Origin of the sequence: Kluyvera intermedia, assembly GCF_034424175.1 — a bacterium.
GTDB classification, from domain to species: domain Bacteria; phylum Pseudomonadota; class Gammaproteobacteria; order Enterobacterales; family Enterobacteriaceae; genus Kluyvera; species Kluyvera intermedia.
Map to the genome: position 1 here is coordinate 2,018,701 of NZ_CP139986.1, position 25,448 is coordinate 2,044,148.

Below are 25,448 nucleotides of genomic sequence, written 5' to 3' on the forward strand. Positions count from 1 at the left end.
TGGCGTCAAATCACCCTGGCTGTTTGTTTTTCATCGAAGCCACCCATGCATCGACCGCCTTTCGGTTGTACATGCACTCACTGGACGGCTTAGGGTTACCGTCTGGCGAAACGTGAATATATTCCCTCCCAACCATCCAGCATTCTTTGCGTGCCCGGAGGATGGTTCCGGGCTTAAGCCCGGTGACCGAGATAAGAACGCTTTCACAAACCCACTCGTTGGGGGCTAGTTGGATAATCTCAGCCTTCATCGGCTCACCTCGCGAATTGCTGTTTTATTTGCCCTCAACATTTCTTTAGAGCGCCCAGAAATAACCGTTTTCATCAGGAAAAATCCGCGCCGACTCACAGCGACCCTGGGTGTACACATCAAAACGGTATCGACCACCCGGACATGTTTCCGGTACTCAAAAACAGTGCTGCTGATGGTCAGCGTGGCCACAGCGCCTTTATCGTGAATTTCCAGCCTCATTGAAGAATCTCCGCCAGCAGTTTCATCGCACCGATAAAACCCATCGCACCGGCTGCCAGTCCGGCGCCGACCAAAATCGAGAAGAACAGCGCCCACAGGGAGCGCACATACATATTCTTCATCCTTCCATCGCCTTACTGAGTAAATCGAACGCCGCCGATTTCATCGGCATGATTACCAGCACCGGATTTCCGAAGAACCCGCTAATAGAGTCAGCGAGCAAGATCTGACATGGCAGCTCTGGCCCAAAAAATTTGAATTTAATGGGCGTTGAAGAAAATTCCTTACCAAACATGCGGTAAGGTAAAGCCAGTAGTTCAGCAGCGAACGGAGGGAGTTCAGTGCAGGGATTTACCTCTGTCGGTAGCAGCTTACTCAGGTCAGGAAACTTGCCTTCAACCAGTTCGAGCTCGTTATGCCCAACTGGTCGTTCGTAGTCGTCCATGTGACAGGCGATCCACTGGCTGCCAACTTGCTGGAATACTGTTCCTTCTGCGCTGGCCGGGATATCGCCGTGTAGGATGAACACGCCTTCCATTTCGGGCTTGGAATCATGCTTCATCGAAACAGCCGCAATGCCGTTCGTTGCCTGAATGTGGGTTGGGGTGAGGTTTACACCTCGTAGGATTTTCCGGCTGTCTTCCTGGCTGGCAACGCAGCACAGAGCGGCTCGGAGCAGATCGGTATAAATAAACATTATTTTTCCTCCCCGAAAATTTCTGCTGGGTCTTTATGCAGCTCAAAACCGCCAAAGTCTGGATGCTGCCAGCGTTTGCGACCGATTGCTGGTGGTGTAGATTCTTCAATCAGGGTGCGCAGCGCCAGCATGAAGGATTCCCGATGCACCAGCAGTCCACGGCTACCCTTATATTTTTGCGTTGGCAGTCCGGATAACTTAATTAGGCGGCGACATGATCCGTCTGAGAAAGTCGTTTCCCATGCCATTTTGATAACGCGAACATATTCGGCATCATATTTCGGGAGTTTAGCTGAATCCTGTACTGGAAGGGCCGGCGCAGTCGCTGGAGCCGCTAATGCAGGGGAGGTAGTAACTTTGCCAATGCTGGTCACTTCCATTACAGCTTTCATCGTCGCGGATGCGGTCGCTTCGGCCACAACCCGGGCCAGTGATAGAATATCTTGGTTCATACCTAGTCCCTGTTGATGTGATTTAGCGTCCGGCATTTCTTTGCTGTATGCGCCAGTTGTCATGATGGATGGGAGTACATCCTCACAAACCCAGTCCTGTACGCGTTCAGCTGATGGGAGCTGGCTGCGAAGGATCAGGCGGAACAAATCAGCCTGGACAGCAAGCTGAGTGCCACGCGGTTTTTCTCCAAAACCCAATTCTAACGATTCGTTATAATCAATTTTTATCAGTGACTTACAGTGGTCTTTAAGCGCCTTGGCGGGGTTTGTATATCCCAGCGATTTAGCCAGTTCTACAGCGTCAAATGCTGGCTTTCCCTCATAAAGAATTCCGCTCATCGAAAAATTGAGTTCCTCTGAGCTAAAGGTCATTAGTTGGCTATTCATCATTATTTTCCTCAGTGCAAAATGTGCTGAACTGGCGTTGCTTCACCAGCGCGTAACCGAACAGCAAGATCCACAAAGATGTCGTCGAGAAAGTCGGTAAACCACGAATGACCGTCTTCTTTCAGGCATTGATCGTTGGCGCAGTAGAACTGAAATACCGCCAGATATCGTTCCTGTGGCCTTTGCTCGATTAGAGCTCCTTCTACGTGCTCAATAAGCAGGTTTTCGATAAGCTCTCGCGTTACACCGAAAACAAACTCACCGGTTTTAAATTGGTATTCGTTGTCACGAAGTCCCCAGCGTTTTTCGCATTCAACCAGGTAGAGCAGGGCTACGGTGCCGCGCATGGAGTGACAAACGGTTTCAGCCCACTCATGTTGTTCTTCAACTGTCAGCGCACCATTGCCGTAACGATTTTCATCGAGCATCCAGGCGGGGATGTGCATCCCGGACTGTTCCTGCATTTCTTTCAGTCGGGAAACAAGCAGTTTCACGTTTCCATTTTCTCTATCAAACATTTGATATCTCCACTTTATTAATTATTTGCTGTCTAGCCATTTCACCGCCTCCCGCTTATATAATTTTCTGGCATGCGCTTCTAACTCAGATAACAGTTCGTCGATAATCATTTTCCCCGTCTCGGTCAGGTACTCTGTGTGACCGTTAATATCGAGGCTGTTTAAATATGTTTTCCTAATAAACTCTGGTGATTCTTTTCCGAACTCTGTTGCAGATTGTCTTTCAAACCGGATGAGTAATTTCTGTAACGTTTCTTCATCCATTTCTATTGTCTGTATCTCCTTGTTCGGAAGATTTATAACCAGACAGTAACCGCCAGTTTTGCGCTTCATTCGGTGTAGGGCGGCAATTGCTATGCGACGACGGTATATTTCTATTACGTTATTCACGCCTTGCCTCCTCCGCTTCACACCAGCTCAGAACGTTAGCTGACGCATTTAGAGCCATGCTTAGAAGAGTATTCTTTTGTGTAGAATTGATATCCTTACTGCTTAAGACTACTTCTAAAGGAACATTAAGATTCTCCGCTTCCAGTTGAATCTCATCAATTCTGGCGGTTTTAGGATTCCACATTATTTTCTCCCATACGCTTTACGCAGATAGAGGTTTGCAATTACAACCTGCCCGAATGACGCATAGAGCAGGGCGCTTTTATATGCCGATTTATCAATGATGAAATTCATACGAAGCGCCTCACAGCCAAAGAAGCGACTACCCGGCCGTGAATTTTTATACCTTGCAGTTCTTCGGTGTTGAGGGTGAAGGTTTCGTAATGATGGTTGTCCGAAATAATTTTCAATGAACCACAAACTAATGGCTCTACTCTCTTAATAAAAAGGCACGGCCGACCAAATACATCCATCGTATAAACATAAATGCCAGGGGTAAGCGCACGGCCGCGGCAATCGACGAAAGCCACTACCTCACAGGGTTCGATGGTTGGTTGCATTGAGTCACCTTCCATCCTGCAGCTCTGAACGCGGTTACCAAAATCATTAATATTGTCTGAACCAAACAGCATTTGAGGATTTTTTATTGGCTGATTAATCGCGATAGCATTTTGCATTTTCATTTCCTCAGGGTGAGTCTTTCCCCACCCTAAAAGGTGTTGATTATTATTAATTGAGTTAATTAGTTAGCTGGCGGAGAACATTCTTTTAATATCAGGATGTACATCAATGATTTTTTTAGCATCATCACATGCCTCTTCATATGACTTGAAAAAATCAACTAAAACAAAATATCTATCTACACGTTCGTAGATAGCGAACTCCATCCCATCAATAAATGTCGTATTAAATTGGTAATCAAATTCTTTATCGTGGGGCTGCACAGCATGGCAATAAGACCAATGCGAATTAGCTGCTCTAAGCTTGGCGTGAATATCAAATATCTGGCTAGTTGCTTTCGGTTGGGAGATTGTGTTCATCTCATTGGCTCCGTGGTTTGCCGATGAAATGAGAATACTTAAGTATTAATTGAAGGTCAATGGTATTAATACAAAAAGAATAATAGTTTTCTTATGTATCTGTTATTGAAGATTATTTTAGTAATAAAAAAGCCGACACTATGGTCGGCTTGGTGCTTTTTTGGTAGCGGATCAGAAGATTGTTGATACCCAAAACAGCCTTCCTAAAACCTCAAGACTATTCATGTCTACTTCTTCGTCAGGGTATTCATCAGAGTTGTAGCTTCTGATTGTTACCTTATCTGGCCCAGATCTGTAGAGGATTTTTAACCTTTTCCATCCACCTTGGTTGATGCCGTAAATTTTACCATCCACGATACGCTTGTCATGGCAGTTTATGGCAACGGTTGAGCCATCAGCGATCACTGGCTCCATGCTATTTCCGTGTGCAGCAAAGCATAGAACGCCATCACCATTACTATTAGCTCCCACCTTTCGCAATGTTGCTTTGGAAAATCTAAGTGTCTTTCCATTGTAATCATCATTAAGGGCGCTGCCATCTCCACATGCGAACTCGATATCCTTCAAGTAAGGCACCTCTACCTCATCATCCTCAAGCGGCGTTTGCTTATCCCATGGGGTGATGCCAAACATCCTCTGCTCTGGAGTTTTTGCTGGTCCCATACTGCCTTCACCAGTGCTTAACCAAATTGGATCTACATCCAAGGCTTTGGCTATATCCACGATTTTCCCGCTGGACTGGGCTTTTCCAGAGGTTAGCTTTTGTATGGCCCCCTGGCTGACCCCAACCCTTTGCGCTAATTGACTTTGAGTTGCGCCGGCATGAATCATCGCCAGCCTTAGCCTTTCTGCAAGTGTGTTCATCTAAGAATCTCCAATTTCTGTGCATATTTAATACCATAGGATTAGCCATGGCAAGCGGATAATACTTGATTAATTATTCCTTAGGTATTATTTTATATCTTTAATATTAATACTAAGGGCTTTGTTATGACAGATGAGGTTTTTGAATCTCCAATGGCGAAGGCCGTTTACGTTGCTGGTGGACAAAGTTCGCTAGCTAAAAAGGTTGGCGTTACGCAAGGGGCCGTCTGGAAGTGGGTCAGGGGGATCAAGAAAGTTTCTCCGGTCCATGCAGTGGCAGTCTCAAATGCAGTTAATGGCGTTGTTAAGCCTCATGAACTGCGTCCTGATTTGCCGACTCTATTCCCGCACCCGGGTAATGGGGCGTGACATGTCGCAACGAACAACAGGAAGCTCAAAATGAAAACCGCTATCAAAACATTCGACTTTAAGTCTGATGCTGGTGAGCTGCTGGCTTCAGTTCGGACCTTGCTGATTAACGATGTCCCGTGGTTTGTGGCTGCGGATGTAGCCCTTGCGCTTAGTTACAGCCAGACGCAGGCGATGACAAAGTTAATTGATGATGAGGATAAAGATACTCAAACCATCCTAATTGGATGTAACTATACAAATCAATCAGTTATCAATGAATCTGGGTTGTATGCTGCAATTATGGGCAGTCGCAAAAAGCAGGCTAAGCGCTTCAAACGTTGGGTCACTGCTGATGTGTTGCCATCAATCCGAGCAACTGGCTCATACAGCCTTACTCCGTCCAATGATCTGCCTGATTTTTCTGATGAAGTGGCTGCTGCCCGCGCATGGGCTGACGAACGTGAAGCTGCCCGGCGTGCACTTGGATACGTCGAGCGCCAGGCGAAATATATCGAGCACCTGGAAAATCTCTTTCAGCCAGGTATGTCTCCCTGCCAGTTCTGTAAGCAGCTTAACGGCGTCAACGTACAGCAGGTCAATGCGTTTTTGTTCGAACATAACTGGCTCTATGACGACCAGCCAAAAGCTAAGTATCCGCGCTGGCGGGTAAATAATTATGCGCGTGATCTGTATCTCAGTGAGCGTACCGGGCAGGTGGAGCAGGACGACGGTGATATGCGCGACACATTCAAGCCGATCCTGCTGCGCAAAGGCGCGGTGTGGATTTACCGACACTATCTCAAGGGGCATCTTCCGATGAAGAAGCGCTGGGATGGCAAGTTTACTCACGATACTGAGTTAGCGGGTGCAGCATGAGCATGCTTTTTAATTTTCGCCCTCTAGTCATCAACCCTGAGCTTGCTACGCGCATCGGTCTGAACGAAGCGATCGTATTGCAGCAAGTTAACTACTGGATTAACGACAAAGAGCAGGGAGTTATCCATTCCGGTCGCCGCTGGGTGTTCAACAGCTATGAGTCGTGGGTAAAACAATTCCCGTTCTGGTCAGCAGATACCGTTAAACGCGCTTTTACATCACTCGTCAAACAGGGATGTCTCGATGTCGAGCAGCTCAATAAGTCTCAGCATGACCGGACAAATTATTACACCATCAACCATGATTGCGAGCTGCTTAATGATGCGGAACAGGTGCCCTCATCGAACGGGGCAAGTTGCCCTGATCGACAAGCGCAGGATGCACCGATGGAAGAGGGGAAAAACGCCCGATCTCTAATGGTTACTACAACAAAGACTACTACAGAGATTAAAAATACTCTTGGTGCATCGGCTGGCGCCGCTACACCGACAGCCATTTCCGGAAGTGGTAAATCATCCGAGAAAACCAGTGATACGAAACCAGCGGTACGCCAGGAGTATTCCCTGGATTTCGAATTGGTCTGGCAGGAATACCCAAAACGCGCTGGTGGCAATCCGAAGGGCGCGGCGTTTAAGCACTGGAAAGCCCGCCTTGCGGAAGGCGCTACGCCGCAAGCCATTCTTGATGGTGTTCGCAGGTATGCCGCGTTCATCCGCGCCACTGGCAAGCTCGGTACCGAGTACGTCAAGCAGGCAGCGACGTTCTTCGGCCCGGATCGGCACTTCGAGGAACCATGGACTCCGCCTGCGGCACCAAACGCGTCTGGCGGTGTGCGTAACGTCCTGATGCCAGGTGATTACCGCACCCAGAACTACGGCGATGCAAATCCAGATTTTTTACGTTGAGATAGCGACCATGAATAATCCGAACAAATATACCGAACGCGCGAATCTCCTGGCGAATCGCGATGCCATTGATGCTGATTTGCGCTATGCCCTGACGGGTGAGTTGCCATACACCTGGCGGAACCAACCGACCAATGAGCCTGCTACCGCGCGCTGTGGCAAGCATGGTGAATATCGTGAGTATTCGTTCCAGGTTCAATTGCCTAAGCACCCAGCACATCGCATGCACTCTGGTTGCCCTGAATGCCTACGGGCTGATCTTGATAACGCAGAACGTGCACTGCTGGATCACCGAATCGCTGACCTGTTGACTGATGCAGGTATCGGACGACGTTTCGAGTTTTGTGAGCTAGAAAACTACGAGCCAGTTACCCCCGCAGCCGAGTCAAATCGTGATGCATGTCTGCGATATGCCAATTCGTGGCCTGAATATCTGTCTGCCGGTATCAGTATGGCTATGATCGGTCGCTGCGGTACCGGGAAAAACCATCTGGCGGTAGGTCTGGCAAAAAAAATCATTCGTGATCACCAGGCCAGGGTGCTGTTTACCGACGTTATGCAAATCTCGCGGTCGGTAAAATCTACCTGGCGAAGTAATGCTGAACGCACGGAGTCAGATGTGCTTGCTGATTTCACTTCGCCTGATCTGCTGATTATCGATGAATTAGGGGCCCAGCTTGGAAATCTCTCTGAGCTTGCCATCTTGCAGGAGCTTATTAATACCCGTTACGAGAGCATGCTACCCACCATCGTTATCAGCAATCTGACATTGGAGCAGCTTCGACAGGGTGTTGGTGATCGTATCGTTGACCGTGTGACTGACGGCGGCAACAACCGACTGATTTTTGACTGGGCCAGCTATCGTGGCAAAGGGAGTACAGCGGCATGAGTTACCAGTGGCGAAATGACGAACTTGAAGGGGCCGTGCTGGGGGCAATGTTTCTGCGTGGCGCAGATCCAGAGGTACTTGATGTTATTTCTCGGCTGCCCGCCAGCGCATTCAATGTGAAGCAATATCGGGATATCTACTCCGGTATTTGCACACAGGCTCGCGCAAATGGCGTCATCGATCCGGTGTTACTGAGCGACAGCATGCCGCAGTATGCCGCCATCATCACGGAAACCGGGCGGCGCGCATGGGCGAAATCTTCATTTTCCGCTTACGTCGAGACACTGATCGGCAACGCAGCAATCCGCGATGGCGAAGCTGCGGTGATGAAGGTTCTGGCTGATATTCGGGCATCAAACACACCCGAAGCAGCGGCGGCTGCACTGGCAGGTGCCCGCCAGGTTATGTCGACGATCGATGCTGGTGCTGGAATCATCCAGGCGGTATCGATTGATGACTATCTCCCGGAGGTGGTGAGCCGCGTTGAGGAAACCATGGCGAACGGTGGTGCAGGGCGATTCCTCCGTACCGGTATTGAGGAGCTGGACGCTATGACCGGTGGTCTTGATTTGACTGACCTGGTATTTATCGCTGCGCGTCCATCGATGGGGAAAACGGAGCTGGTTCTCGACATTATCGACAAAGTGACGGAGCAGGGCCATGGCGTGTTGTTCTTCAGCATGGAGATGGCAGGGATTCAAATCACTGAACGTATGGTGTCTGCTGCTGGTGGACTTCCAGTATCACGCCTCAAGTCTGCGCAACAGTTTGAGGATGAGGACTGGGCTCGCTTGAGCGCGGGCGTAGGTCGCCTCACTGGTAGGCCTATCTGGATTGTTGACGCGACCAACCTCAATGTTGACCAGATTTGTCAGACCGCCACGCGCATGCAGGTGGAACACCCGGAGATCGCGCTGGTGGCAGTGGATTACCTCGGTTTGATTAAAGTCATGGGGAGCGGGCGCCACGATTTGGCGGTCGGCGATATCTCAAAGGGACTTAAACGCCTAGCGAAATCCAACAAGACGCCTGTGGTTGCGCTCAGTCAGCTTTCACGCGGTGTAGAGCAGCGGCCCAATAAACGACCGATGAACTCAGACATGAAAAACTCCGGTGAGATAGAAGCCGATGCTGACCTGATTCTGATGCTGTATCGCGATGAGGTATACAACCCGGAATCGCCAGCACGTGCGATTGCTGAAATATCCATTACCAAGCAGCGCAACGGTGCACTGGGCACCATTTACCGCCGTTTCTATAACGGTCACTTCCACCCAATCGATCAGGAAGCAGCGCGCCAGTTGAGCGCACCGAAACAACAAACTAATCAACGCCGCTATGCAAATGCGTAAGGAAGCCTTAATGGATCGTCTTATCCGTGAAATGTCGTACCTCTTTACTAAAGAACGCTTTATGGAACTGCAAGAGGCTGCGAATGAAATTGCAACGGGCTGCAGTGATCAGCCCGAGTGCTTTGGCGCAATTACCGAGGCCATTGATGAATTTCTGAAAGGGCTGCCGGATAACCACCTCTATCATGAGAAACCTCTCATGCATTACATGGTTATGCGGAGTTTGACTCTCTGGGATGCAGGAGAAAAACTCACGGTTGTCCAGTGGGTTCACCCTGGCTGGATTGGCACTGCTGAGAATGGAGATACCATCCAATGAAGTTGGAAGCATCACTCAAACACTTTAGCCCTCAGGGTATGCACATCAGCGACGACGTGAAAGGAACCTCTCCTGATCGCCTTACTGGAACTGATGTAATGGCGGCCATTGGTACCACCAGCAGCCGCGCGCGGTTTGGCCTGGCGGCTTTCTTCGGAAAAGCTGGTATCAGCAAAACAGATGAACAACTGGCAGTTCAGGCGCTGGTGCGTCACGCGATGGATGCCGCACCAAAGAATGTTCGCAAAGCAGCTGGTGGGCAGTTCGGATGGTGCATGCAGATACTGGCACAATTTGCCTTTGCGGATTACTCCCGTTCGGCGGCAACCAGCGTGACGTGTCACAGTTGCAGCGGTACCGGGTTTATCTCAGGGAATGAGGAAGTGGTTAAACACCCCGGTATTTTCGACGCCGACGGCGCCGCAGTGGTGGCCCCGAAGATTAAAAACGAACTGGTGAAAAGGGTTTGCGGAACATGCGAAGGAAAGAAAGTAATCCTTGCCCGGTGCAGATGTGGCGGTAAAGGCGAAGTGCTGGACCGCAAAGCCACTAAAGACCGCGGCACACCAGTTTTCAAAACGTGTGAACGTTGCTCTGGACATGGTTTCTCTGCTATCTCCTCGGCGACGGTACACCGTGCCATTCTTAAGCATCTTCCGGACCTTCATCAGTCCTCATGGTCACGCAACTGGAAACCTTTCTACGAAATGCTGGTGGACACTCTACGGCAGGGGGAGCGTCATGCGGCGGTAGAATTTGAGAAGGCAACAACTTATTAATATGATCGAAGCAAATGGCGACAGTTTTTTGCACGTTAGGGTTGACTTTGCATAAAACTGTCCTGTATGCTTCTGATTATGGAGTATAACGCCTGTAGATAATTAATCTCAAAAAAGCCCGCCACTGTGCGGGTTTTTTATTGCTGGCTATTATTGACATGGGGATGCCTGCCCATGTAGATTTGGCTTATTCAAAGATTTGGGAATGAAGAGGCGGCTCCCAAAAGTTAACCGCCAAGTTGGTAACTTCGACTCGATAATTAGTCTGGGACTCCAACCATGTCGGCTGAGAGGTCGACATCTACTTCTTTTTCGGAAGAGGGTATTTCAGTCTTACTGGTTTTGTTTCTATATCTCTCGGCCCTCTGGTTTTGTCATAAAAGTACCATACATTGAACTTCCTTTCTGTATGCCACGTGTCATGTTGCAAATGGGGCCAACCCAAATAAGAAGCAACATTGCTTGACACCTTGAGCTTAGCTTCAGATGATGCCCTGCCTTGATAAGCACACATTACAGCACCTAAGAAAAAGTCGGCAATCTGGATGTTTTCAGATGCTTTTGAGTCCTTCGTGACAACGCTACTGATTATTCCCTGGCGACCAAATTTAATGTTTAACATGTTGTTGGCAATCACATGGAATTCTTCATCCGCTTTTTTGTAGCGAGATGCAATTGGGTCAACTTCGATTCTGAAGTAACAGTCTCGTTCTGGATGAGCTGATATAACAGAGCCAATTTTCGTTGATATGAGATTGGTGAAATGCTTTCTCCTGGCTAAATCATAATCACCATTGTGAAATGATTTATTAACCATTGATTTTTCAACCACTATGCAATGAAAAGCTAGCCACGGAACCTTGAAGAAGAGATCAATTAGTTCGTGATAAAAATCGGCGTAACGCTTGGAAGATGCCTTTTGCCATTTGATTTCTTCGAAGAAAGAATGCTTCTCTCTGAGATTCCTGATTAGTTGCGCAAAATCACCACGCCGTTGATATTTCATCCAAAGGCTGCCAAATCCATAGAATCGCTGACCGTCAATACCCGACTCGTCGCAAGCAATATGCCATATCATTTTTCCAGGATGTTCATTTTCAGCCATAAAGTTGATGCCACATGGTTATAGTTAAGTGTGATATTTAATCACACATATAACGTGTTGATAAAGATCGTTTTATGCTTGGCGTGGCGGGTTGACTTATGTATCATCGCGACCTCGGCCCTTTAGCTCAGTTGGTTAGAGCGCGCGACTCATAATCGCTCGGTCGCTGGTTCAAGCCCAGCAAGGGCCACCAAACCGCCATTAGCTCATCAGGAAGAGCAACCAACCGTAAGCGTTGTATAGTACGGGGTTCGAGGCCTCGATGGCGGACCAATGCCGACTTAGCTCAGTAGGTAGAGCAACTGACTTGTAATCAGTAGGTCACCAGTTCGATTCCGGTAGTCGGCACCAAATGCGGTCATCGTATAATGGCTATTACCTCAGCCTTCCAAGCTGATGATGCGGGTTCGATTCCCGCTGACCGCTCCATTCTTTAGGCTCGCTTCGGCGGGCCTTTTCTATTTCAGGCTCCGGGAAACCCCATCTTCGTGTTGTTGTTAAATCAGCCCGAGAGCCTGAATCTCCATCCAGCGCTACGCTCGGGGCATATCTACTACAGCCGCATGCGGCCTTTTCCCCTCATTTTGAGAGGATTCACAGCAATGAGGGGGACTGATGTCCGAACCATTATCTACTGCTATCGCTGGTGGGGTAGCAGCAGGATCAGCAGGTGTTACGTTTGCTTCACTATTTCCTGAAGCAACTCCGGCAGTGATGATCTGCGCTCTGGCAGGCGCTGCGCTGTATGTACTTTCCTCACAGGATCACAAGCTCTGGAAGCAGTTCATATTCGCATTGATATCCTTCATTGGCGGGGTTTACAGCGCCGGGACAGCATCGGAAATTATTGCTGCTCTGATTAATGCCGGATTGAGTCACCTTAGCCCACCAGTACAAATTAAAGTAACTCCAGCTATTGGGGCGCTGGCGGCCTCCACCATCTCAGTCACTATCCTGTTGCGTGTACTTTCACGTTCTCGCAGCGGCAGTCTACCGGGACTGAAGGAGGAAAAATGACATGGCAAACACTTCTCATCAACGTTAATGCAATAGCCTGCATCCTGATATCCGTTCGACTTCTTTTCTTCCGTAAGCGAGGTGGGCGGCATCGCCCGGGAATGGCCTGGCTTGCCTATGGGCTAATCCTTGGCTCAGCCTGGGTGGCTTTCCGTATCTGGCATGGAAATTATGTCCAGGTCGATTATGGCGAACTGATTATGAACGTTTTCGTCTGTGTCATCGTCTGGCGTGCTCGCGGTAATGTCGCACGTATCGCCGGAGAATCCCTCCAGTAGAGAAACATATGAACCAATCACAATTTCAAAGGGCGGCTGGCATAAGCGCCGGGTTAGCTGCGCGCTGGTTTCCGCATATTGATGCTGCAATGAAAGAGTTCGGAATCACCAGACCAGATGATAAGGCCATGTTCATTGCCCAGGCTGGACATGAATCAGCAGGGTTTACCCGAGTACTTGAGAACTTCAATTATTCGGTTGCAGGACTGAAAGCGACATTCGGTAAACGTCTAACGGCATATCAATGTGAAATGTTAGGTCGAGTTGATGGTAAGCAGGTTGCACATCAACCCCAGATTGCGAACCTGGTATACGGCGGTCGAATGGGTAACAAAGAATCAGGGGATGGATGGGCATTCCGTGGACGCGGGCTTATTCAGATTACCGGCCGTGAAAATTACGGGAAATGCGGAACTGCCCTGAAGCTGGATTTAGTTGGCAACCCGAGTCAGTTAGAGATGGACGCAAACGCCGCTCGTTCTGCTGCATGGTTCTACGTTTCTAATGGGTGCCTGAATTACTCAGGTGACCTGGTACGCATTACCCAGATTATCAACGGTGGACAGAACGGCATTAACGACCGCCGTGAACGTTATGCTAAAGCAAAAGCGGTGCTCTTATGAATAAGTGGCTAGGTCTTCTTATTCCTCGCTGGGAAACTGACACCGTTGTATTACAGCAAAAAGGGAATGAATTCCATATCGTCTGTAGCTACATCAATGTTGAGCCAGGAGAAGTTTTTGATGGTATGTGTGAGTTGAAAACATTCACTTGGCTTAACTGGTCATTCCCATATGGCGAGCCAATCAACGCACGTTCCTTTGAGCCAAAGGTGGCTGCATGAGCATTCTCGAAATTATCATCGGTGTAATTGGCGCGGTAATGGTCGCAGCAGCTGGTGGCTTTGGTTTGGGCCATATACGCGGCACCGGAAAAGCGGAAGCAAAAGCAGACAAGAAACGCACCGAAGAACGTGCAGCAGCAACAGAAGCGGTAGCAGAACGCCGGGTGGAAGTAACCAAAGAGGCCAGCAATGCACAGCAGACTGTTAACCATATGCCTGATGACGATGTTGATCGCGAGCTGCGCGAAAACTTCACCCGTCCCGGTGGTCGTTGATACAGCGTGTGACTGGGTAAAGCCAATTTACCTCACTGACAACGACATCACCGTAATGGACAAACAGACCAAGCGCGATGTGCTGGCGCATAACAAAGCTTGGCAGTCGAACTGCAGGAACACATCAAACGCAGTGCCTGAAATAGTGAATGCACTAACTCCTTAATCGTGGCCTACAGAAACTCGCTGTTCTTCAGCTTTTTAGCCAATAAGTAATTCGATATTGCTGCAAGAGATACCCCAACAATCCATGGCACGACTGAATCAAGCATTAGCGAGTTGTTCAAGTTAATGCTGGCGGTAATGCAAGCAAAGGTATTTGTTAAAACAAACCATGCAAAAAGTACCTGTCTCATTTGGTTATCTCCATTCGTTTCATCCGAGCAATATCCACTTACTAGCCAAAAAAAGCAATTTGGCGCATAAAAAAGTGTGGCAGGCGAACTGCCAGAAAGAAACCAGAGCCTCGCAATAGCGGGGCTTTTTAATGCGCATCGCACGCGCACATCAAAGAAAGTCTTTCAGCTGTGAGCCTGGGCAAACCGTTAACTTTCGGCGGATTTGCCGTGCGACAGGCTCACGCCTAAAAGGGAAATATCATGCAATTAGGCAAAAAATCGAAAGCTGGGTTGAGAGTGTTTATTCGTACCCATGGGAATTTCATCGTTGCCAATAAACGGGGAATACCACGCATTGTTGTAGGGGCTATTGACGAAACCCAAAACACCTTGCGTAGCGGCAGTCCTTCTACGTTCAAACAATTCAGCTCACGCTAAAAGGAAATACCATGCCTAATACCTATCAAATTTGTGAAGTAACAGTAACGCTTCCTTCTTTAGGAACCATCACCACCGACGGTGCCGGGAACCAGATTAAGCGTGGTGATACATGCCGCGTGCATCTTTATGCCGTGGGACGTGATTGGCGCTCCGGGAGCATCTTTGAGGGTTTCAATGTTGGGGCTATCACCTTTACCGGCTACACAGAGTCACCATTCAAACGCTCTCAAAAAATCCTGATGCCGGACGGTTACAAATTAGTGGCGCTGCGAGTAGATGATGACGGAGTTCCAACCTCATGGGATAGCTTGCCAGTGCAGTTTGTCGGCGGACTCATCAGCCTGAAAGATGTCGATGGTGCTGTCAGAGTAAGGATTGGCGAGATTAAAGGAGCAGAACCTTTCAGCCCTTGCAAAACTGATACGGTATTTATTCACGATGCCTTTATTGATAATGGCATGGTGTCTGCGGAATACAGTGTAAAAATGCATATCAGTATTGAAGAAAACGATAAGGCAAATTCCTCTTTTGAAGAGGCCGTCCGCAAAGCCGTTCAGAAAGAATGTCAGCCCGGCGGTCTAATCTGGCATCAGCGCGGCCGCTGACAGGAGAGTTCATGCAGGTCACTATTGATGTCGCTGGTGGGCTGCTCAACTACACGAACCGTTTACGTGCCAGCGCAATGCACACCGATACCGGGAACGCTGACACAGCCGGTGATAGCACCGTTACCTCCGGAACGCTGACATACTGCCAGACTGTTTTGTGGATTAACCCGCTGCTTGTGGCTTTAGAAAAGGCGAATAATCAGCTGGCAGGAATTCGGGAAATTGAAATAATCCGAGCTTCTCAACTAAAGCCCGGGAATATACGGGCCTTAGTTTACAAGTAAATCAATCGGTTACTTTATTGGTTTACTCTCAGAGGGAAGATAAATGTTCCCGCAGTAGGGGCAGATTAGCGTTATGTTGTTTTTTATTCTCGACAGACTGTGTGTTGACTGGCGGGAGCAGTGAGGACAAGTACTTTTCATAGGCCGTAAAGTACGCATCTTAATATCTTTGAGTATCGACATGATGATTGTCCTAGTGATTGGTTAATAACCATACACTACATGGCTGTCAATAGCTTCTTTTATAACCTCAGTAATTTCATGGTGAAGCAGATGCGAGATGGTACGCCGACAAGAGCGTTAATTAGCATGTGTTCGCTGGCCCCCCATGTTAAGGTCGGGCTCCGCTTTACCACGGGAGTTGGTATGAACAAAGTAATTGTCTTTTTTAATCTGGAGCCAGCTGAGGTCATGACTGTTATGCAGGGTGTAACCTTAATTAAGAAAACGTATCCCAATGATGAGGAAACATCGCTTCAAATTATGACTGCTGGATTCCTCTCCCTTACTGGTGACTCAGTGTTAGTACACGTAGCATCTGACCGAACTTTATCAATCGAGGAAATTAGGGAAGCCGCCAGTAAATTGCTGTGAGTAATTATTAAGACCGTCTTTCCAGCCGCCTACGGGCGGTTTTTTGTTGCCATCACAAGCGGCATTACAACAAGCATTCTCTGAGTGCCTGTGATAATGACGAATTGTGGTGTACGTGTTAATCGTCAAATAAGCAGGAAAAGGCGAGCGCACCTTTACGATGGCTATCCGACTAAGATCGGCATACCCGAGCCAATACGTACACCACAACCTATCCAGACCACTGGCATCCGCTGGTGGCTTTTTAATGCGCATCGCACGCGCACATTCTACTCAGAACCTTTCAGGATGACCCTTGAGGAACCGGCTGGTGTCGGAGCCTTCTGAGGGCCGGATCTCCTGTGCGACAAGGTTCATCACTAAAAGGTAATTCCGATGAGCGGACTTGTTAGAAATGCAGGGAAAACCTGTTCCGTTAATTCATGTGAACGGCCAGCGCATTGCAAAGGCATGTGCCAGATGCATTATCTTCGGCTCTATAAAACCGGTTCCCTCGAAGCAAAATCACCGCTTGATAGATTGAGCAGCAAGTATATGGTTGATGATTCAACCGGATGCTGGAACTGGCTTGCATACATAAATCCAGACGGATATGGAATGTTTAAACACAAAGGGATGATGACCCTGGCCCACAAAGCCAGTTATGAGCTATTGGTCAAGAATGTTCCTGATGGCTTTGAACTTGATCACCTCTGCCATAACCGAAAGTGTGTTAATCCAAAACACCTCAGGGTGGTGACACACACAGTAAACGTCTGGAACCGAATAAAGCCGGTGAGTTCCACTGGGGTGATGGGCGTATCTGTCAGGGAAAGCGGAAAGTACAGGGCAACACTTACGCGAAACGGCGATGTCATTTTTCGAAAGGAATTTGGGACATTATCCGAAGCAACGGCTGCGGTTGAAAAAGCACGATACGAATTTGAGGGGAAATAATGGACGTCATTATTGATGGGGTTCCTTATGTCCGCGCCGATAGCGTTTCTCACAATAAAATCGGGATCGCGATAACTACGCATAACAGACCGCAGGTACTCGCAAATTCACTTGAGCAACATCGTAAACATTTACCTGCCGGCGCTGTGGTATTCGTCATTGATGACGGGTCCAACCCTCCAGCAAAAGTGCCGGATTGGTGCAAGTTAATCCGGCACGATAAGTCACTTGGGATTGTCGCATCTAAAAATGCCAGCCTTGAATGCCTTATGGACTCAGGATGCGAACATTTATTTTTGTGGGATGACGATGCGTATGCCATTGCCGATAACTGGCACCTGCCTTACATCGAGTCACCAGAACCACATCTGGCTTATCAGTTTAAAGACCTTGCTGGGCCGAAAAAATTAAACGATATGGCTGAGCTGTATCGTGACGATCAGCATGTGGCGTACACCGGACAACGCGGCGTGATGCTTTATTACCACCGCAGCGCCATCGAAAAGGTTGGTGGCTTTGACCGGGTATACGGTCTCGGTATGTATGAACATCCAGACCTTGCACTTCGCATCTACAACGCGGGGTTATCTACCTGGGCGTTCGCTGATGTGGTTGGCTCTGAAAAACTGATTCACTCGATGGATGAGCACGAAGAGGGCACGCGTTCAATTCCCCGGCCTGACCGCGAAGCGCTGGTGAAACGTAACGTCGGAATATTCAACGCCCGGCGCGATAGTGGTTATACCGGGTTCGCGTCATACGGTACCAATCCGAACCTGGTGATTACTACGCTGCTCACTAGCCAGCCAGACCCACAGCGCACCGGAAAGATGAGACCCGACCCGCAGGCTCTACAAGCTTGGGCTGACTCAATATCTGGCGCGCTGCCGATTGTACTAGCTGACGAATTAAAAGAGTCGCCAACCGGTGCCGGTCTGTTTGAAGTCCCGCTGGTGGACATGAGCCCTTACTTTGCTCGCTGGCTGCACATCTACCAGTACCTTCGGGCGCATCCTGAGTATCACCTTGTCTGGTGTACTGACGGTACCGACGTTGAGATGCTACGAGAGCCTTGGGCAGAAATGGAACTGGGTAAAATATACGTGGGCTCGGAGCACAAGACGTATGCCGATGAATGGATGAAGGCTAATCACCACGGCAAAGCATATAGCGAATTCATCGAGCAGCATCGTGATGAACAACTGCTTAATGCTGGTCTGCTTGGTGGAAGCCGTGAGGATGTAATGGAGTTTGCGCACCGTATCATCCGGCTTTACTACCGGATAGAGAGCCATCGCTTCTGGAAGATGGAGACAGCACCCGCAACGCTGGTGGACATGGGCGCGTTCGGCGTGGCTGCGAAGTCGTTTGGTGTACGCATTGTTACCGGCCCTAAGGTACACACCATCTTTAAAACGGATGGCTTCGGCAAGGAGACTGCATGGTGGAAACACAAGTGAAGTATGTTGTGGTTGGTCACCACTCAAGGATAGATCATGCACTATGCCTCGCTATGAGGCTGGATGCTCATCTGCTGATTGACTACGGTAATCACGGCGCTAACTGGAATCATCGGCGTGCGCTTGAGTGGGCAGCAGAGCAAACATGCCGGGTGGTAGTGTTGGAAGACGACGCGCTGCCTGTTCGTGGGTTCAGAGACAAGCTTACGGGCTGGCTGGCTCGTTTTCCTGACTCGCTCATCAGCTTCTACCTTGGCACAGGTCGACCGCCGCAGTATCAGATGCAGATAGCTACAAAGCTGATTGATGCGGACAAGCGGCAGGTAGATTACATCAATATCAACCGCCTCATTCACGGCGTGTGCTACAGCGTGCCACAGTCAAAACTGCAGCAGGTTATCACCCGATGGAATACTGATTTGCCCGCCGACTATGCAGTCGGCGACGCATGCGGTGGTGATGTTGTGTACCCATGTTACTCACTGGCTGATCATGCAGATGTGGCAACCGTTGAACGTCACCCCGACAACACACCACGCACCGAACGCCGCAAGGCATGGAGATTGGATGCCTAAAAGCATACCGAGAGCGTGCCGTAAGCATGGCTGCGGCAAGACAACTACTGACCGTTCAGGGTACTGTTCAGACCACATAAATGAGGGTTGGAAGCAGCATCAGAATGGTAAGAGCAGACACGAGCGCGGCTATGGCAGTGCCTGGGATATCAGGCGCGCAAGAATACTGCAACGTGACAAACAGCTGTGTCAGGAATGCCTGCGCAATGAGCGCGCGGTGGAAGCCAAGACAGTTGACCACATCAAACCGAAAGCACATGGGGGTACCGATGACGATTCGAATCTCGAAGCCCTGTGCTGGCCTTGCCACAAGCGGAAGACAGCACGTGAGCGATTCAAATGACATCGATTATCATTTGCATAGAGAGGGGGAGGGGCGGGTCAAATCTCTAGTGGAATCAACGCACAGGACCGCCGCCTAGCCTTTATTCACATCGCCGCAGGTTAGAGAACTTTTTTTTGAGGTATCCCCACCAAGCATTAATAGGAGTTTTCGATTATGTCTGGACCTCCGAAAACCCCTACCCATCTACGTTTGGTCAGGGGTAACCCATCGAAGCGCCCGATTAATAAAAATGAGCCTACCCCGGTAAAAGGGGTTCCCCCAACACCTAAGCATTTTGATAAGCAGGGCAAGTACTGGTTCAAGCGAATGGCTGAAGAGCTGGATGCCGTTGGCGTCATTTCTCAGCTTGATGCCAGAGCCCTGGAAATTCTGGTCGAATCTTACGTTGAGTACCGCAATCACTGCGACACACTGGATCGTGAGGGTTACACCTACGCGGTTTACAGCGAGGAAGAGCCCGACGAAGGCAGAGAACGTGAGATTCGTATGATTAAGGCACACCCGGCAGCAATGATGAAGGCTGATGCATGGAAGCGGCTTCGGGCCATGCTGGCAGAGTTTGGCATGACACCAGCCAGCCGATCAAAGGTCAATGCGAAAAGCCCCGACGAGGTCGATCCACTGGCTGAATTTATGGGAGCGAGGGATTAATGGCGAAGGTAAGTGACGGTATTCGCTACGCAGAGCGCGTGGTGGCAGGAGATATAATCGCCTGTGAGTATGTTCGCCTGGCCTGTCAGCGATTTCTGGATGATCTGAAGCAGGGTGAAGATCGCGGCATTTATTTCAGCGAGCCCCGCGCCCAGCATATCCTGAATTTTTATAAATTCGTGCCTCATGTCAAAGGTGCGCTGGCAGGCCAGCCTATCGAGCTGATGGACTGGCATATTTTCATCCTGATTAACATTTACGGGTTCGTTATCCCGCTGGTCGATGAAATATCAGGTGAAGTGGTGCTTCGTAATGATGGAAGCGGTCGCCCGGTCATGGTGCGCCGGTATCGCACCGCCTATAACGAAGTAGCCCGAAAAAATGCCAAGTCAACGCTCTCTTCAGGCGTTGGGTTGTACATGACTGGCGCAGACAGCGAAGGTGGTGCGGAAGTTTATTCAGCGGCCACAACACGCGATCAAGCCAGAATCGTGTTTGAAGATGCAAAAAATATGGTCAAGAAGGCGAAACCAACGCTGGGGCGATTGTTTGAATTTAACAAACTAGCTATTTATCAGGAACAAACCGCCTCTAAGTTTGAGCCATTGTCCTCTGATGCCAACAACCTCGACGGCCTGAATATTCACTGTGGCATCGTTGATGAGCTACATGCGCATAAAACCCGTGATGTCTGGGACGTTCTTGAAACGGCAACCGGTGCACGCCTTCAGTCATTGCTGTTTGGGATAACCACGGCGGGATTCAACAAAGAGGGCATCTGTTACGAACTGCGCGACTACGCCATTAAGGTGCTGCGCGGCTATAACAGCGAGGTGGAAGGGGCTTTAAAGGATGACACCTTCTTCGCCATCATTTTCACCCTCGATAAAGACGATGATCCCTTTGATGAGACAGTCTGGCAAAAGGCCAACCCAGGCTTAGGTATCTGTAAGCGCTGGGATGATCTCCGCCGTCTGGCGAAAAAAGCCAAAGAACAGGTTTCCGCCAGAGTGAATTTCTTCACCAAACACATGAACATTTGGGTAACGGCTGAATCGGCCTGGATGGACATGATTAAGTGGGAGAGATGCGAATATATCGCACCCCAGCATGAGCTGAAAACTTACCCGATGTGGGTGGGCGTTGACCTTGCGCATAAGATTGATATCTGTGCTGCAGTGAAACTCTGGCAGGCAAATGATGGTCACGCGCACGCCGACTTCAAATTCTGGCTTCCGGAAGGGCGACTTGAGAAGTGTTCGGCCCAGATGGCGCAGATGTATCGCAAGTGGGCTGATCTCGGGAAGCTTGAGCTAACTGATGGTGATGTTATTGATCACCACCAGATTAAAAGCGACCTGATGGAGTGGATCGGCGGGGAGAATCTGCGCGAAACAGGATTTGACCCATGGAGTGCCACACAGTTCAGCCTGGCGCTGGCAGAAGAAGGCGTTCCGCTGGTTGAGGTCCCTCAGACCGTCAGAAACTTCTCTGAATCCATGAAAGAGGTGGAATCACTGGTGTATGGCGGTCGGTTCCATCACAGCAACCACCCGGTCATGAACTGGATGATGTCAAACGTTACCGTTAAGCCGGATAAAAACGAAAATATCTTCCCCAATAAATCCACGCCGGAAGCCAAGATTGACGGACCTGCAGCATTATTCACTGCAATGAGCCGAATGCTGGTTAACGGTGGGGAGCAACAGGACTGCCTTTCTGACCACCTGGAAAGTTATGGCATCCGTTCACTGTAAGAGGCATCTATGATCCTGTCTATTCTGGCCCCGATCATTGGGCTTCTGGGGGCTGTTTTACTTTCATTTGGTGCGTGGCTGGTTTATCCGCCAGCTGGCTACATTACTGGCGGCGTGCTTTGCCTGCTGTGGTCGTGGATGGTATCCCGCACCCTTTCTGATACCGGAAAGCCTACGGACGGAGGGAGTAGCTGATGTTTTTCCCTGGAATGTTCACGAAAAACAATGGGCCGGTTACTACACCTGCTGAACTGGCTGAGGCTGTGGGCATGTCGTATGACACCTACACCGGAAAACGGGTTGGTAGTCAGAAGGCCATGCGTCTGACGGCAGTTTTTGGCTGCGTCAGGGTACTGGCTGAATCGGTGGGCATGTTGCCCTGCAGCCTGTACAAAATGACTGGGAACACGAAGCAAAGAGCGGTATCAGAGCGGCTTTTCAAAGTGTTATCCATGAAACCCAACGACTACATGACCCCGCAAGAGTTTTGGGAGCTGCTGGTTGTCTGCCTTTGTCTGCGAGGGAATTTTTTCGCCTACAAAGTTAAGGTGCTGGGTGAGGTCGTTGAATTACTTCCCATCGACCCTGGTTGCGTCGAGCCCAAACTGAACAGCAAATGGGAACCTGTATATCAGGTGACGTTCCCAGATGGTTCAACGGACGTGCTCGGGCAGGAAGATATCTGGCATGTTCGCACGTTGACGCTTGATGGGCTGGTGGGTCTGAACCCTATCGCGTATGCGAGAGAGGCCATTTCACTCGGACTGGCCACTGAAGAGCACGGTTCCCGTCTGTTCAGCAATGGTGCAGTGACATCAGGTGTACTACGAACCGAGCAGACGCTGACCGACGCGGCCTACAGTCGGCTGAAAAAGGATTTTGAAGACCGACACCTGGGGCTGAGTAATGCGCACCGACCGATGATCCTTGAAATGGGTCTCGACTGGAAATCGATGGCGCTGGATAACGAGGACAGCCAGTTTCTTGAGACGCGTAAATTTCAGCTTGAGGAAATCTGTCGTTTATACCGCGTACCGCTGCATCTGGTGCAGAACACGGACCGGGCCACCTTCAACAATATTGAAAACCTCGGCATTGGCTTCATCAACTACTCCCTTGTGCCTTATCTGACGCGTATTGAGCAGCGAATTAATATTGGTCTGGTGAAGGATAGCAAGCAGGGAACTTTTTACGCCAAATTCAATGCGGGTGCGTTGTTGCGCGGCGACATGAAGTCACGATTTGAAGCGTATTCAACCGGTATCAACTGGGGGATTTATTCACCTAATGATTGCCGCGAACTGGAAGATTTGAACCCAAGGGAGGGCGGTGACGTGTATCTCACCCCGATGAACATGACCACAAAGCCTTCTGATAGCAGCAAGGCTAGTAAAAAAGAGGATCAGCCTGATGGCGATGACTAAACAGCGCATGGATATCCCGCTAAAGCTGAAATCGGTCAGTGATGGCGGGGAATTCGAAGGTTATGGGTCGGTGTTCGGTGTAAAGGACAGCTATGACGATGTGGTTGTGCCTGGCGCTTTCTCTGCATCACTTAAGGCGTGGGGTGACAAAAAATCTCTTCCGGCGATGCTCTGGCAACACCAGATGGACGAACCCATCGGTATTTACACCGAGATGAAAGAGGATGAAGTAGGCCTGTATGTCAAAGGCCGCCTTCTTATCGATGACGATCCCCTCGCCAAACGTGCGCACGCTCATATGAAGGCCGGTTCTTTAACCGGCCTTTCTATTGGGTACATGCTGAAAGACTGGGAGTACGACCGAACTAAAGAGGTTTTCCTGCTGAAGGAAATTGACCTGTGGGAAGTCAGCCCGGTCACGTTCCCGTCAAATGATGAGGCACGGATCAGCGATGTGAAAAGTGCGTTTGCACGCGGTGAAACGCCGTCTCAGAAAAGTATTGAAAGAGTCCTGCGCGATGTTGGGCTTTCTCGCACCCAGGCCAAAGCATTCATGGCCGGGGGTTATGGCGCACTGTCTCAGCGTGACGCTGAAGGTGTAAATGCCGCTCTGGATGCATTGAAAAATATCAAATTTTAATCAGGAGTTACCATGCCCGTAGATATTAAAGACGTTGAACAGGTCGCGCAGGAAATTCAGCAGAAATTTAACGATTTCAAAGAGAAAAACGATAAGCGTATTGATGGCATTGAGCAGGAAAAAGGCAAGCTTGCCGGTCAAGTCGATACGCTGAACGGCAAACTCAGTGAACTTGATGAGCTGAAGTCCTCGCTGGAAGCAGAGATTAAGCAGCTTAAGCGTCCGGCTGGTGGCACATCGACCAAAGAAGCCAGTGAGCATAAGTCCGCATTCATGGACTTCATGCGCAAAGGTAAAGATGACGGTCTGCGCGATCTGGAGCGTAAAGCGTTGCAGGTTGGCGTGGATGAGGACGGTGGTTATGCCGTGCCGGAAGAGCTTGATCGCACCATCATTGAGCTTCTGAAAGATGAAGTTGTTATGCGTCAGGAAGCAACCACGATTACCGTGGGCGGCGCAAACTATAAGAAGCTGGTTAACCTCGGCGGTACCAACTCCGGCTGGGTAGGTGAAACGGATGCGCGCCCTGCGACCGAGGCATCAAAACTCGGTCAGATTGAACCTTTCATGGGTGAAATCTACGGTAATCCACAGGCGACCCAGACCATGCTGGATGATGCTTTCTTTAATGTAGAGAGCTGGATTAACAGTGAACTGGCAATTGAGTTTGCTGAGCAGGAAGAGATCGCCTTCACCAGCGGTAATGGTACCAAAAAGCCGAAAGGTTTCCTGGCATATGCCTCCACGCTGGAAGTTGACAAAGTGCGTGCGTTCGGAACCCTGCAGCACATCCTATCCGGTGCAGCGGCGGGTGTTACAGCGGATTCCATCATCAAGCTGGTCTACACGTTACGTAAAGTTCACCGTAGCGGTGCTAAGTTCATGATGAACAACAACAGTCTGTTTGCCGTGCGCACCCTGAAAGATGCCGAAGGTAACTACCTGTGGCGTCCTGGGCTGGAGCTGGGACAGCCGTCTTCACTGGCAGGCTACGGTGTTGCCGAGAATGAGCAGATGCCGGACATTGCGGCAGGCGCGAAGGCTCTTGCGTTTGGTAACTTCAAACGTGGTTACACCATTGTTGACCGTATCGGCACCCGCATTCTGCGCGACCCATACACCAACAAGCCTTTCGTTGGTTTCTACACCACCAAGCGCACTGGCGGCATGCTGGCGGATTCACAGGCCATCAAGCTTCTGCAGATCGGCGCTGAATCAGGTAGCTGAGTTAACAATGGGGCTCCGGCCCCATTTCATGGAGTGCAGACATGATCCCCTCGCTGGAAGAACTCTATGTTCAGTGCCGGATTGATGAAGGCAATACTCAGGAAGCTGCTTTGCTCACGCTCTATGTTGAATCGGCAAGAGAAGAGGCTCAGCTCAAGCTTAATCGACTTCTTTATGACAGTGTGGACGATATACCAGAAGGTGACGAAACGGGTATGGCAATCACACCGCTGTTGAAGCTGAGAATCATGCAGTTAGTGAATTTCTGGTACGACAATCGCGATCAGGTTGGCGAACTTCCCGATTTTTTTGTCAATGGCATACGTGATTATCGCCTTCAGCCAGGAACGTAGGAGGA

The 25,448-nt window shown here is 49.6% G+C and carries 40 protein-coding genes, 3 tRNA genes and 1 pseudogene; 31 read left to right on the forward strand and 13 right to left on the reverse strand.

Annotated features, from left to right (window positions below; all coding sequences use genetic code 11):
- Positions 1 to 10: 10 nt before the first annotated feature.
- The 11 genes from U0026_RS09700 to U0026_RS09750 form a co-directional block, all read right to left on the reverse strand.
- Complete coding sequence (locus U0026_RS09700; protein ID WP_062779701.1) at positions 11 to 250, reverse strand: excisionase family protein; 240 nt, start codon at positions 248 to 250, stop codon at positions 11 to 13.
- Entirely contained in the window at positions 247 to 471 is a 225-nt protein-coding gene (locus U0026_RS09705; protein ID WP_062779703.1) for a hypothetical protein, read from the reverse strand. Before U0026_RS09705 ends, U0026_RS09700 begins: the two co-directional genes overlap by 4 nt.
- Positions 468 to 593, reverse strand: coding sequence for a sodium:solute symporter (locus tag U0026_RS09710; RefSeq protein WP_126440708.1), 126 nt, complete (start codon positions 591 to 593; stop codon positions 468 to 470). Before U0026_RS09710 ends, U0026_RS09705 begins: the two co-directional genes overlap by 4 nt.
- On the reverse strand, positions 590 to 1,168 hold the full coding sequence (locus tag U0026_RS09715) for a beta clamp domain-containing protein (protein ID WP_062779705.1): 579 nt from the start codon (positions 1,166 to 1,168) through the stop codon (positions 590 to 592). Before U0026_RS09715 ends, U0026_RS09710 begins: the two co-directional genes overlap by 4 nt.
- Positions 1,168 to 2,007, reverse strand: a complete 840-nt coding sequence (locus tag U0026_RS09720; protein WP_062779707.1) for a BRO-N domain-containing protein — start codon at positions 2,005 to 2,007, stop codon at positions 1,168 to 1,170. Before U0026_RS09720 ends, U0026_RS09715 begins: the two co-directional genes overlap by 1 nt.
- Before the next feature lie 11 nt (positions 2,008 to 2,018).
- Positions 2,019 to 2,525 carry a hypothetical protein gene (locus U0026_RS09725; RefSeq protein WP_062779709.1) on the reverse strand — a complete coding sequence of 169 codons (507 nt, stop codon included), beginning with the start codon at positions 2,523 to 2,525 and terminating at the stop codon, positions 2,019 to 2,021.
- Positions 2,526 to 2,546: 21 nt separating this feature from the next.
- Positions 2,547 to 2,858, reverse strand: coding sequence for a hypothetical protein (locus tag U0026_RS09730; RefSeq protein ID WP_062779740.1), 312 nt, complete (start codon positions 2,856 to 2,858; stop codon positions 2,547 to 2,549).
- Between the two features lie 49 nt (positions 2,859 to 2,907).
- Positions 2,908 to 3,099, reverse strand: a complete 192-nt coding sequence (locus U0026_RS09735) for a hypothetical protein (RefSeq protein WP_062779711.1) — start codon at positions 3,097 to 3,099, stop codon at positions 2,908 to 2,910.
- 106 nt (positions 3,100 to 3,205) lie between these two features.
- The gene (locus U0026_RS09740; protein ID WP_062779713.1) at positions 3,206 to 3,592 is read right to left on the reverse strand and encodes a S24 family peptidase; all 387 of its coding nucleotides are present in this window, start codon (positions 3,590 to 3,592) and stop codon (positions 3,206 to 3,208) included.
- A gap of 69 nt (positions 3,593 to 3,661) precedes the next feature.
- On the reverse strand, positions 3,662 to 3,955 hold the full coding sequence (locus tag U0026_RS09745; RefSeq protein WP_062779715.1) for a hypothetical protein: 294 nt from the start codon (positions 3,953 to 3,955) through the stop codon (positions 3,662 to 3,664).
- Between the two features lie 171 nt (positions 3,956 to 4,126).
- Positions 4,127 to 4,819, reverse strand: a complete 693-nt coding sequence (locus U0026_RS09750; protein ID WP_062779717.1) for an XRE family transcriptional regulator — start codon at positions 4,817 to 4,819, stop codon at positions 4,127 to 4,129.
- A 153-nt stretch (positions 4,820 to 4,972) separates the two neighbouring features.
- Between U0026_RS09750 and U0026_RS09755 the strand changes: the two genes are divergently transcribed.
- The 7 genes from U0026_RS09755 to U0026_RS09785 are packed head-to-tail and all read left to right on the forward strand — an operon-like array spanning position 4,973 to position 10,290.
- The gene (locus tag U0026_RS09755) at positions 4,973 to 5,188 is read left to right on the forward strand and encodes a transcriptional regulator (protein ID WP_062779742.1); all 216 of its coding nucleotides are present in this window, start codon (positions 4,973 to 4,975) and stop codon (positions 5,186 to 5,188) included.
- Positions 5,189 to 5,218: 30 nt separating this feature from the next.
- Positions 5,219 to 6,046: a BRO-N domain-containing protein gene (locus U0026_RS09760; protein WP_062779718.1), complete on the forward strand. Its 828-nt coding sequence runs from the start codon at positions 5,219 to 5,221 to the stop codon at positions 6,044 to 6,046.
- Complete coding sequence (locus tag U0026_RS09765) at positions 6,043 to 6,951, forward strand: hypothetical protein (RefSeq protein WP_062779720.1); 909 nt, start codon at positions 6,043 to 6,045, stop codon at positions 6,949 to 6,951. Before U0026_RS09760 ends, U0026_RS09765 begins: the two co-directional genes overlap by 4 nt.
- Positions 6,926 to 7,840 carry an ATP-binding protein gene (locus U0026_RS09770; RefSeq protein ID WP_241973977.1) on the forward strand — a complete coding sequence of 305 codons (915 nt, stop codon included), beginning with the start codon at positions 6,926 to 6,928 and terminating at the stop codon, positions 7,838 to 7,840. Before U0026_RS09765 ends, U0026_RS09770 begins: the two co-directional genes overlap by 26 nt.
- The gene (locus U0026_RS09775; protein WP_062779722.1) at positions 7,837 to 9,192 is read left to right on the forward strand and encodes a replicative DNA helicase; all 1,356 of its coding nucleotides are present in this window, start codon (positions 7,837 to 7,839) and stop codon (positions 9,190 to 9,192) included. Before U0026_RS09770 ends, U0026_RS09775 begins: the two co-directional genes overlap by 4 nt.
- Before the next feature lie 10 nt (positions 9,193 to 9,202).
- Positions 9,203 to 9,511, forward strand: coding sequence for a hypothetical protein (locus U0026_RS09780; RefSeq protein WP_062779723.1), 309 nt, complete (start codon positions 9,203 to 9,205; stop codon positions 9,509 to 9,511).
- Positions 9,508 to 10,290 carry an antitermination protein gene (locus tag U0026_RS09785; RefSeq protein ID WP_062779725.1) on the forward strand — a complete coding sequence of 261 codons (783 nt, stop codon included), beginning with the start codon at positions 9,508 to 9,510 and terminating at the stop codon, positions 10,288 to 10,290. Before U0026_RS09780 ends, U0026_RS09785 begins: the two co-directional genes overlap by 4 nt.
- Before the next feature lie 301 nt (positions 10,291 to 10,591).
- Here the strand turns inward: U0026_RS09785 and U0026_RS09790 are convergent, their stop codons facing one another.
- Entirely contained in the window at positions 10,592 to 11,395 is an 804-nt protein-coding gene (locus U0026_RS09790; RefSeq protein ID WP_062779726.1) for a DUF3800 domain-containing protein, read from the reverse strand.
- Positions 11,396 to 11,511: 116 nt separating this feature from the next.
- Here U0026_RS09790 and U0026_RS09795 point away from each other — a divergent pair.
- The 12 genes and pseudogenes from U0026_RS09795 to U0026_RS09850 form a co-directional block, all read left to right on the forward strand.
- Positions 11,512 to 11,588, forward strand: a tRNA-Ile gene (locus U0026_RS09795).
- An 82-nt stretch (positions 11,589 to 11,670) separates the two neighbouring features.
- A tRNA-Thr gene (locus U0026_RS09800) sits at positions 11,671 to 11,746 on the forward strand.
- 3 nt (positions 11,747 to 11,749) lie between these two features.
- Positions 11,750 to 11,824, forward strand: a tRNA-Gly gene (locus U0026_RS09805).
- A 186-nt stretch (positions 11,825 to 12,010) separates the two neighbouring features.
- The gene (locus U0026_RS09810) at positions 12,011 to 12,412 is read left to right on the forward strand and encodes a putative holin (protein ID WP_062779728.1); all 402 of its coding nucleotides are present in this window, start codon (positions 12,011 to 12,013) and stop codon (positions 12,410 to 12,412) included.
- The gene (locus U0026_RS09815) at positions 12,409 to 12,690 is read left to right on the forward strand and encodes a phage holin family protein (RefSeq protein WP_062779730.1); all 282 of its coding nucleotides are present in this window, start codon (positions 12,409 to 12,411) and stop codon (positions 12,688 to 12,690) included. The genes U0026_RS09810 and U0026_RS09815 overlap by 4 nt, the downstream gene beginning before the upstream one ends.
- A gap of 8 nt (positions 12,691 to 12,698) precedes the next feature.
- The gene (locus U0026_RS09820) at positions 12,699 to 13,313 is read left to right on the forward strand and encodes a glycoside hydrolase family 19 protein (protein WP_062779732.1); all 615 of its coding nucleotides are present in this window, start codon (positions 12,699 to 12,701) and stop codon (positions 13,311 to 13,313) included.
- On the forward strand, positions 13,310 to 13,534 hold the full coding sequence (locus U0026_RS09825; RefSeq protein ID WP_062779734.1) for a hypothetical protein: 225 nt from the start codon (positions 13,310 to 13,312) through the stop codon (positions 13,532 to 13,534). Before U0026_RS09820 ends, U0026_RS09825 begins: the two co-directional genes overlap by 4 nt.
- Complete coding sequence (locus U0026_RS09830; RefSeq protein ID WP_062779736.1) at positions 13,531 to 13,809, forward strand: hypothetical protein; 279 nt, start codon at positions 13,531 to 13,533, stop codon at positions 13,807 to 13,809. The genes U0026_RS09825 and U0026_RS09830 overlap by 4 nt, the downstream gene beginning before the upstream one ends.
- Positions 13,760 to 13,975: a hypothetical protein gene (locus tag U0026_RS09835; RefSeq protein WP_073971247.1), complete on the forward strand. Its 216-nt coding sequence runs from the start codon at positions 13,760 to 13,762 to the stop codon at positions 13,973 to 13,975. Before U0026_RS09830 ends, U0026_RS09835 begins: the two co-directional genes overlap by 50 nt.
- 433 nt (positions 13,976 to 14,408) lie before the next feature.
- Positions 14,409 to 14,585, forward strand: a complete 177-nt coding sequence (locus U0026_RS09840) for a hypothetical protein (protein WP_164717394.1) — start codon at positions 14,409 to 14,411, stop codon at positions 14,583 to 14,585.
- 11 nt (positions 14,586 to 14,596) lie between these two features.
- On the forward strand, positions 14,597 to 15,193 hold the full coding sequence (locus U0026_RS09845) for a hypothetical protein (protein WP_062779587.1): 597 nt from the start codon (positions 14,597 to 14,599) through the stop codon (positions 15,191 to 15,193).
- Positions 15,194 to 15,210: 17 nt separating this feature from the next.
- Positions 15,211 to 15,480, forward strand: a pseudogene (locus tag U0026_RS09850) (hypothetical protein); the annotation flags it as partial.
- Between the two features lie 9 nt (positions 15,481 to 15,489).
- Here the strand turns inward: U0026_RS09850 and U0026_RS09855 are convergent.
- The gene (locus tag U0026_RS09855) at positions 15,490 to 15,663 is read right to left on the reverse strand and encodes a YnfU family zinc-binding protein (protein WP_218017079.1); all 174 of its coding nucleotides are present in this window, start codon (positions 15,661 to 15,663) and stop codon (positions 15,490 to 15,492) included.
- Between the two features lie 183 nt (positions 15,664 to 15,846).
- Between U0026_RS09855 and U0026_RS09860 the strand changes: the two genes are divergently transcribed.
- From U0026_RS09860 to U0026_RS09915, 12 genes are all read left to right on the forward strand, one after another.
- Positions 15,847 to 16,074 carry a hypothetical protein gene (locus U0026_RS09860; RefSeq protein WP_062779627.1) on the forward strand — a complete coding sequence of 76 codons (228 nt, stop codon included), beginning with the start codon at positions 15,847 to 15,849 and terminating at the stop codon, positions 16,072 to 16,074.
- A gap of 375 nt (positions 16,075 to 16,449) precedes the next feature.
- Positions 16,450 to 17,010, forward strand: coding sequence for an HNH endonuclease signature motif containing protein (locus tag U0026_RS09865; protein WP_082806342.1), 561 nt, complete (start codon positions 16,450 to 16,452; stop codon positions 17,008 to 17,010).
- Positions 17,010 to 18,470 carry a glycosyltransferase family 2 protein gene (locus tag U0026_RS09870; RefSeq protein ID WP_062779590.1) on the forward strand — a complete coding sequence of 487 codons (1,461 nt, stop codon included), beginning with the start codon at positions 17,010 to 17,012 and terminating at the stop codon, positions 18,468 to 18,470. The genes U0026_RS09865 and U0026_RS09870 overlap by 1 nt, the downstream gene beginning before the upstream one ends.
- On the forward strand, positions 18,452 to 19,045 hold the full coding sequence (locus U0026_RS09875; RefSeq protein ID WP_062779592.1) for a hypothetical protein: 594 nt from the start codon (positions 18,452 to 18,454) through the stop codon (positions 19,043 to 19,045). The genes U0026_RS09870 and U0026_RS09875 overlap by 19 nt, the downstream gene beginning before the upstream one ends.
- Complete coding sequence (locus U0026_RS09880) at positions 19,038 to 19,388, forward strand: HNH endonuclease (protein WP_073971243.1); 351 nt, start codon at positions 19,038 to 19,040, stop codon at positions 19,386 to 19,388. The genes U0026_RS09875 and U0026_RS09880 overlap by 8 nt, the downstream gene beginning before the upstream one ends.
- A 156-nt stretch (positions 19,389 to 19,544) precedes the next feature.
- Positions 19,545 to 20,042 carry a phage terminase small subunit P27 family gene (locus U0026_RS09885; protein ID WP_062779594.1) on the forward strand — a complete coding sequence of 166 codons (498 nt, stop codon included), beginning with the start codon at positions 19,545 to 19,547 and terminating at the stop codon, positions 20,040 to 20,042.
- Complete coding sequence (locus tag U0026_RS09890) at positions 20,042 to 21,799, forward strand: terminase large subunit (protein ID WP_062779596.1); 1,758 nt, start codon at positions 20,042 to 20,044, stop codon at positions 21,797 to 21,799. The genes U0026_RS09885 and U0026_RS09890 overlap by 1 nt, the downstream gene beginning before the upstream one ends.
- 9 nt (positions 21,800 to 21,808) lie before the next feature.
- Positions 21,809 to 21,994: a hypothetical protein gene (locus U0026_RS09895; RefSeq protein WP_062779598.1), complete on the forward strand. Its 186-nt coding sequence runs from the start codon at positions 21,809 to 21,811 to the stop codon at positions 21,992 to 21,994.
- Positions 21,994 to 23,223: a phage portal protein gene (locus U0026_RS09900; RefSeq protein WP_062779600.1), complete on the forward strand. Its 1,230-nt coding sequence runs from the start codon at positions 21,994 to 21,996 to the stop codon at positions 23,221 to 23,223. Before U0026_RS09895 ends, U0026_RS09900 begins: the two co-directional genes overlap by 1 nt.
- Complete coding sequence (locus U0026_RS09905; protein WP_062779602.1) at positions 23,210 to 23,863, forward strand: HK97 family phage prohead protease; 654 nt, start codon at positions 23,210 to 23,212, stop codon at positions 23,861 to 23,863. Before U0026_RS09900 ends, U0026_RS09905 begins: the two co-directional genes overlap by 14 nt.
- Before the next feature lie 12 nt (positions 23,864 to 23,875).
- Positions 23,876 to 25,090: a phage major capsid protein gene (locus U0026_RS09910; protein ID WP_062779604.1), complete on the forward strand. Its 1,215-nt coding sequence runs from the start codon at positions 23,876 to 23,878 to the stop codon at positions 25,088 to 25,090.
- A 41-nt stretch (positions 25,091 to 25,131) separates the two neighbouring features.
- A complete protein-coding gene (locus tag U0026_RS09915) occupies positions 25,132 to 25,443 on the forward strand; it encodes a head-tail connector protein (RefSeq protein WP_062779606.1) in 312 nt (103 codons plus the stop codon).
- The last annotated feature ends 5 nt before the right edge of the window (positions 25,444 to 25,448 follow it).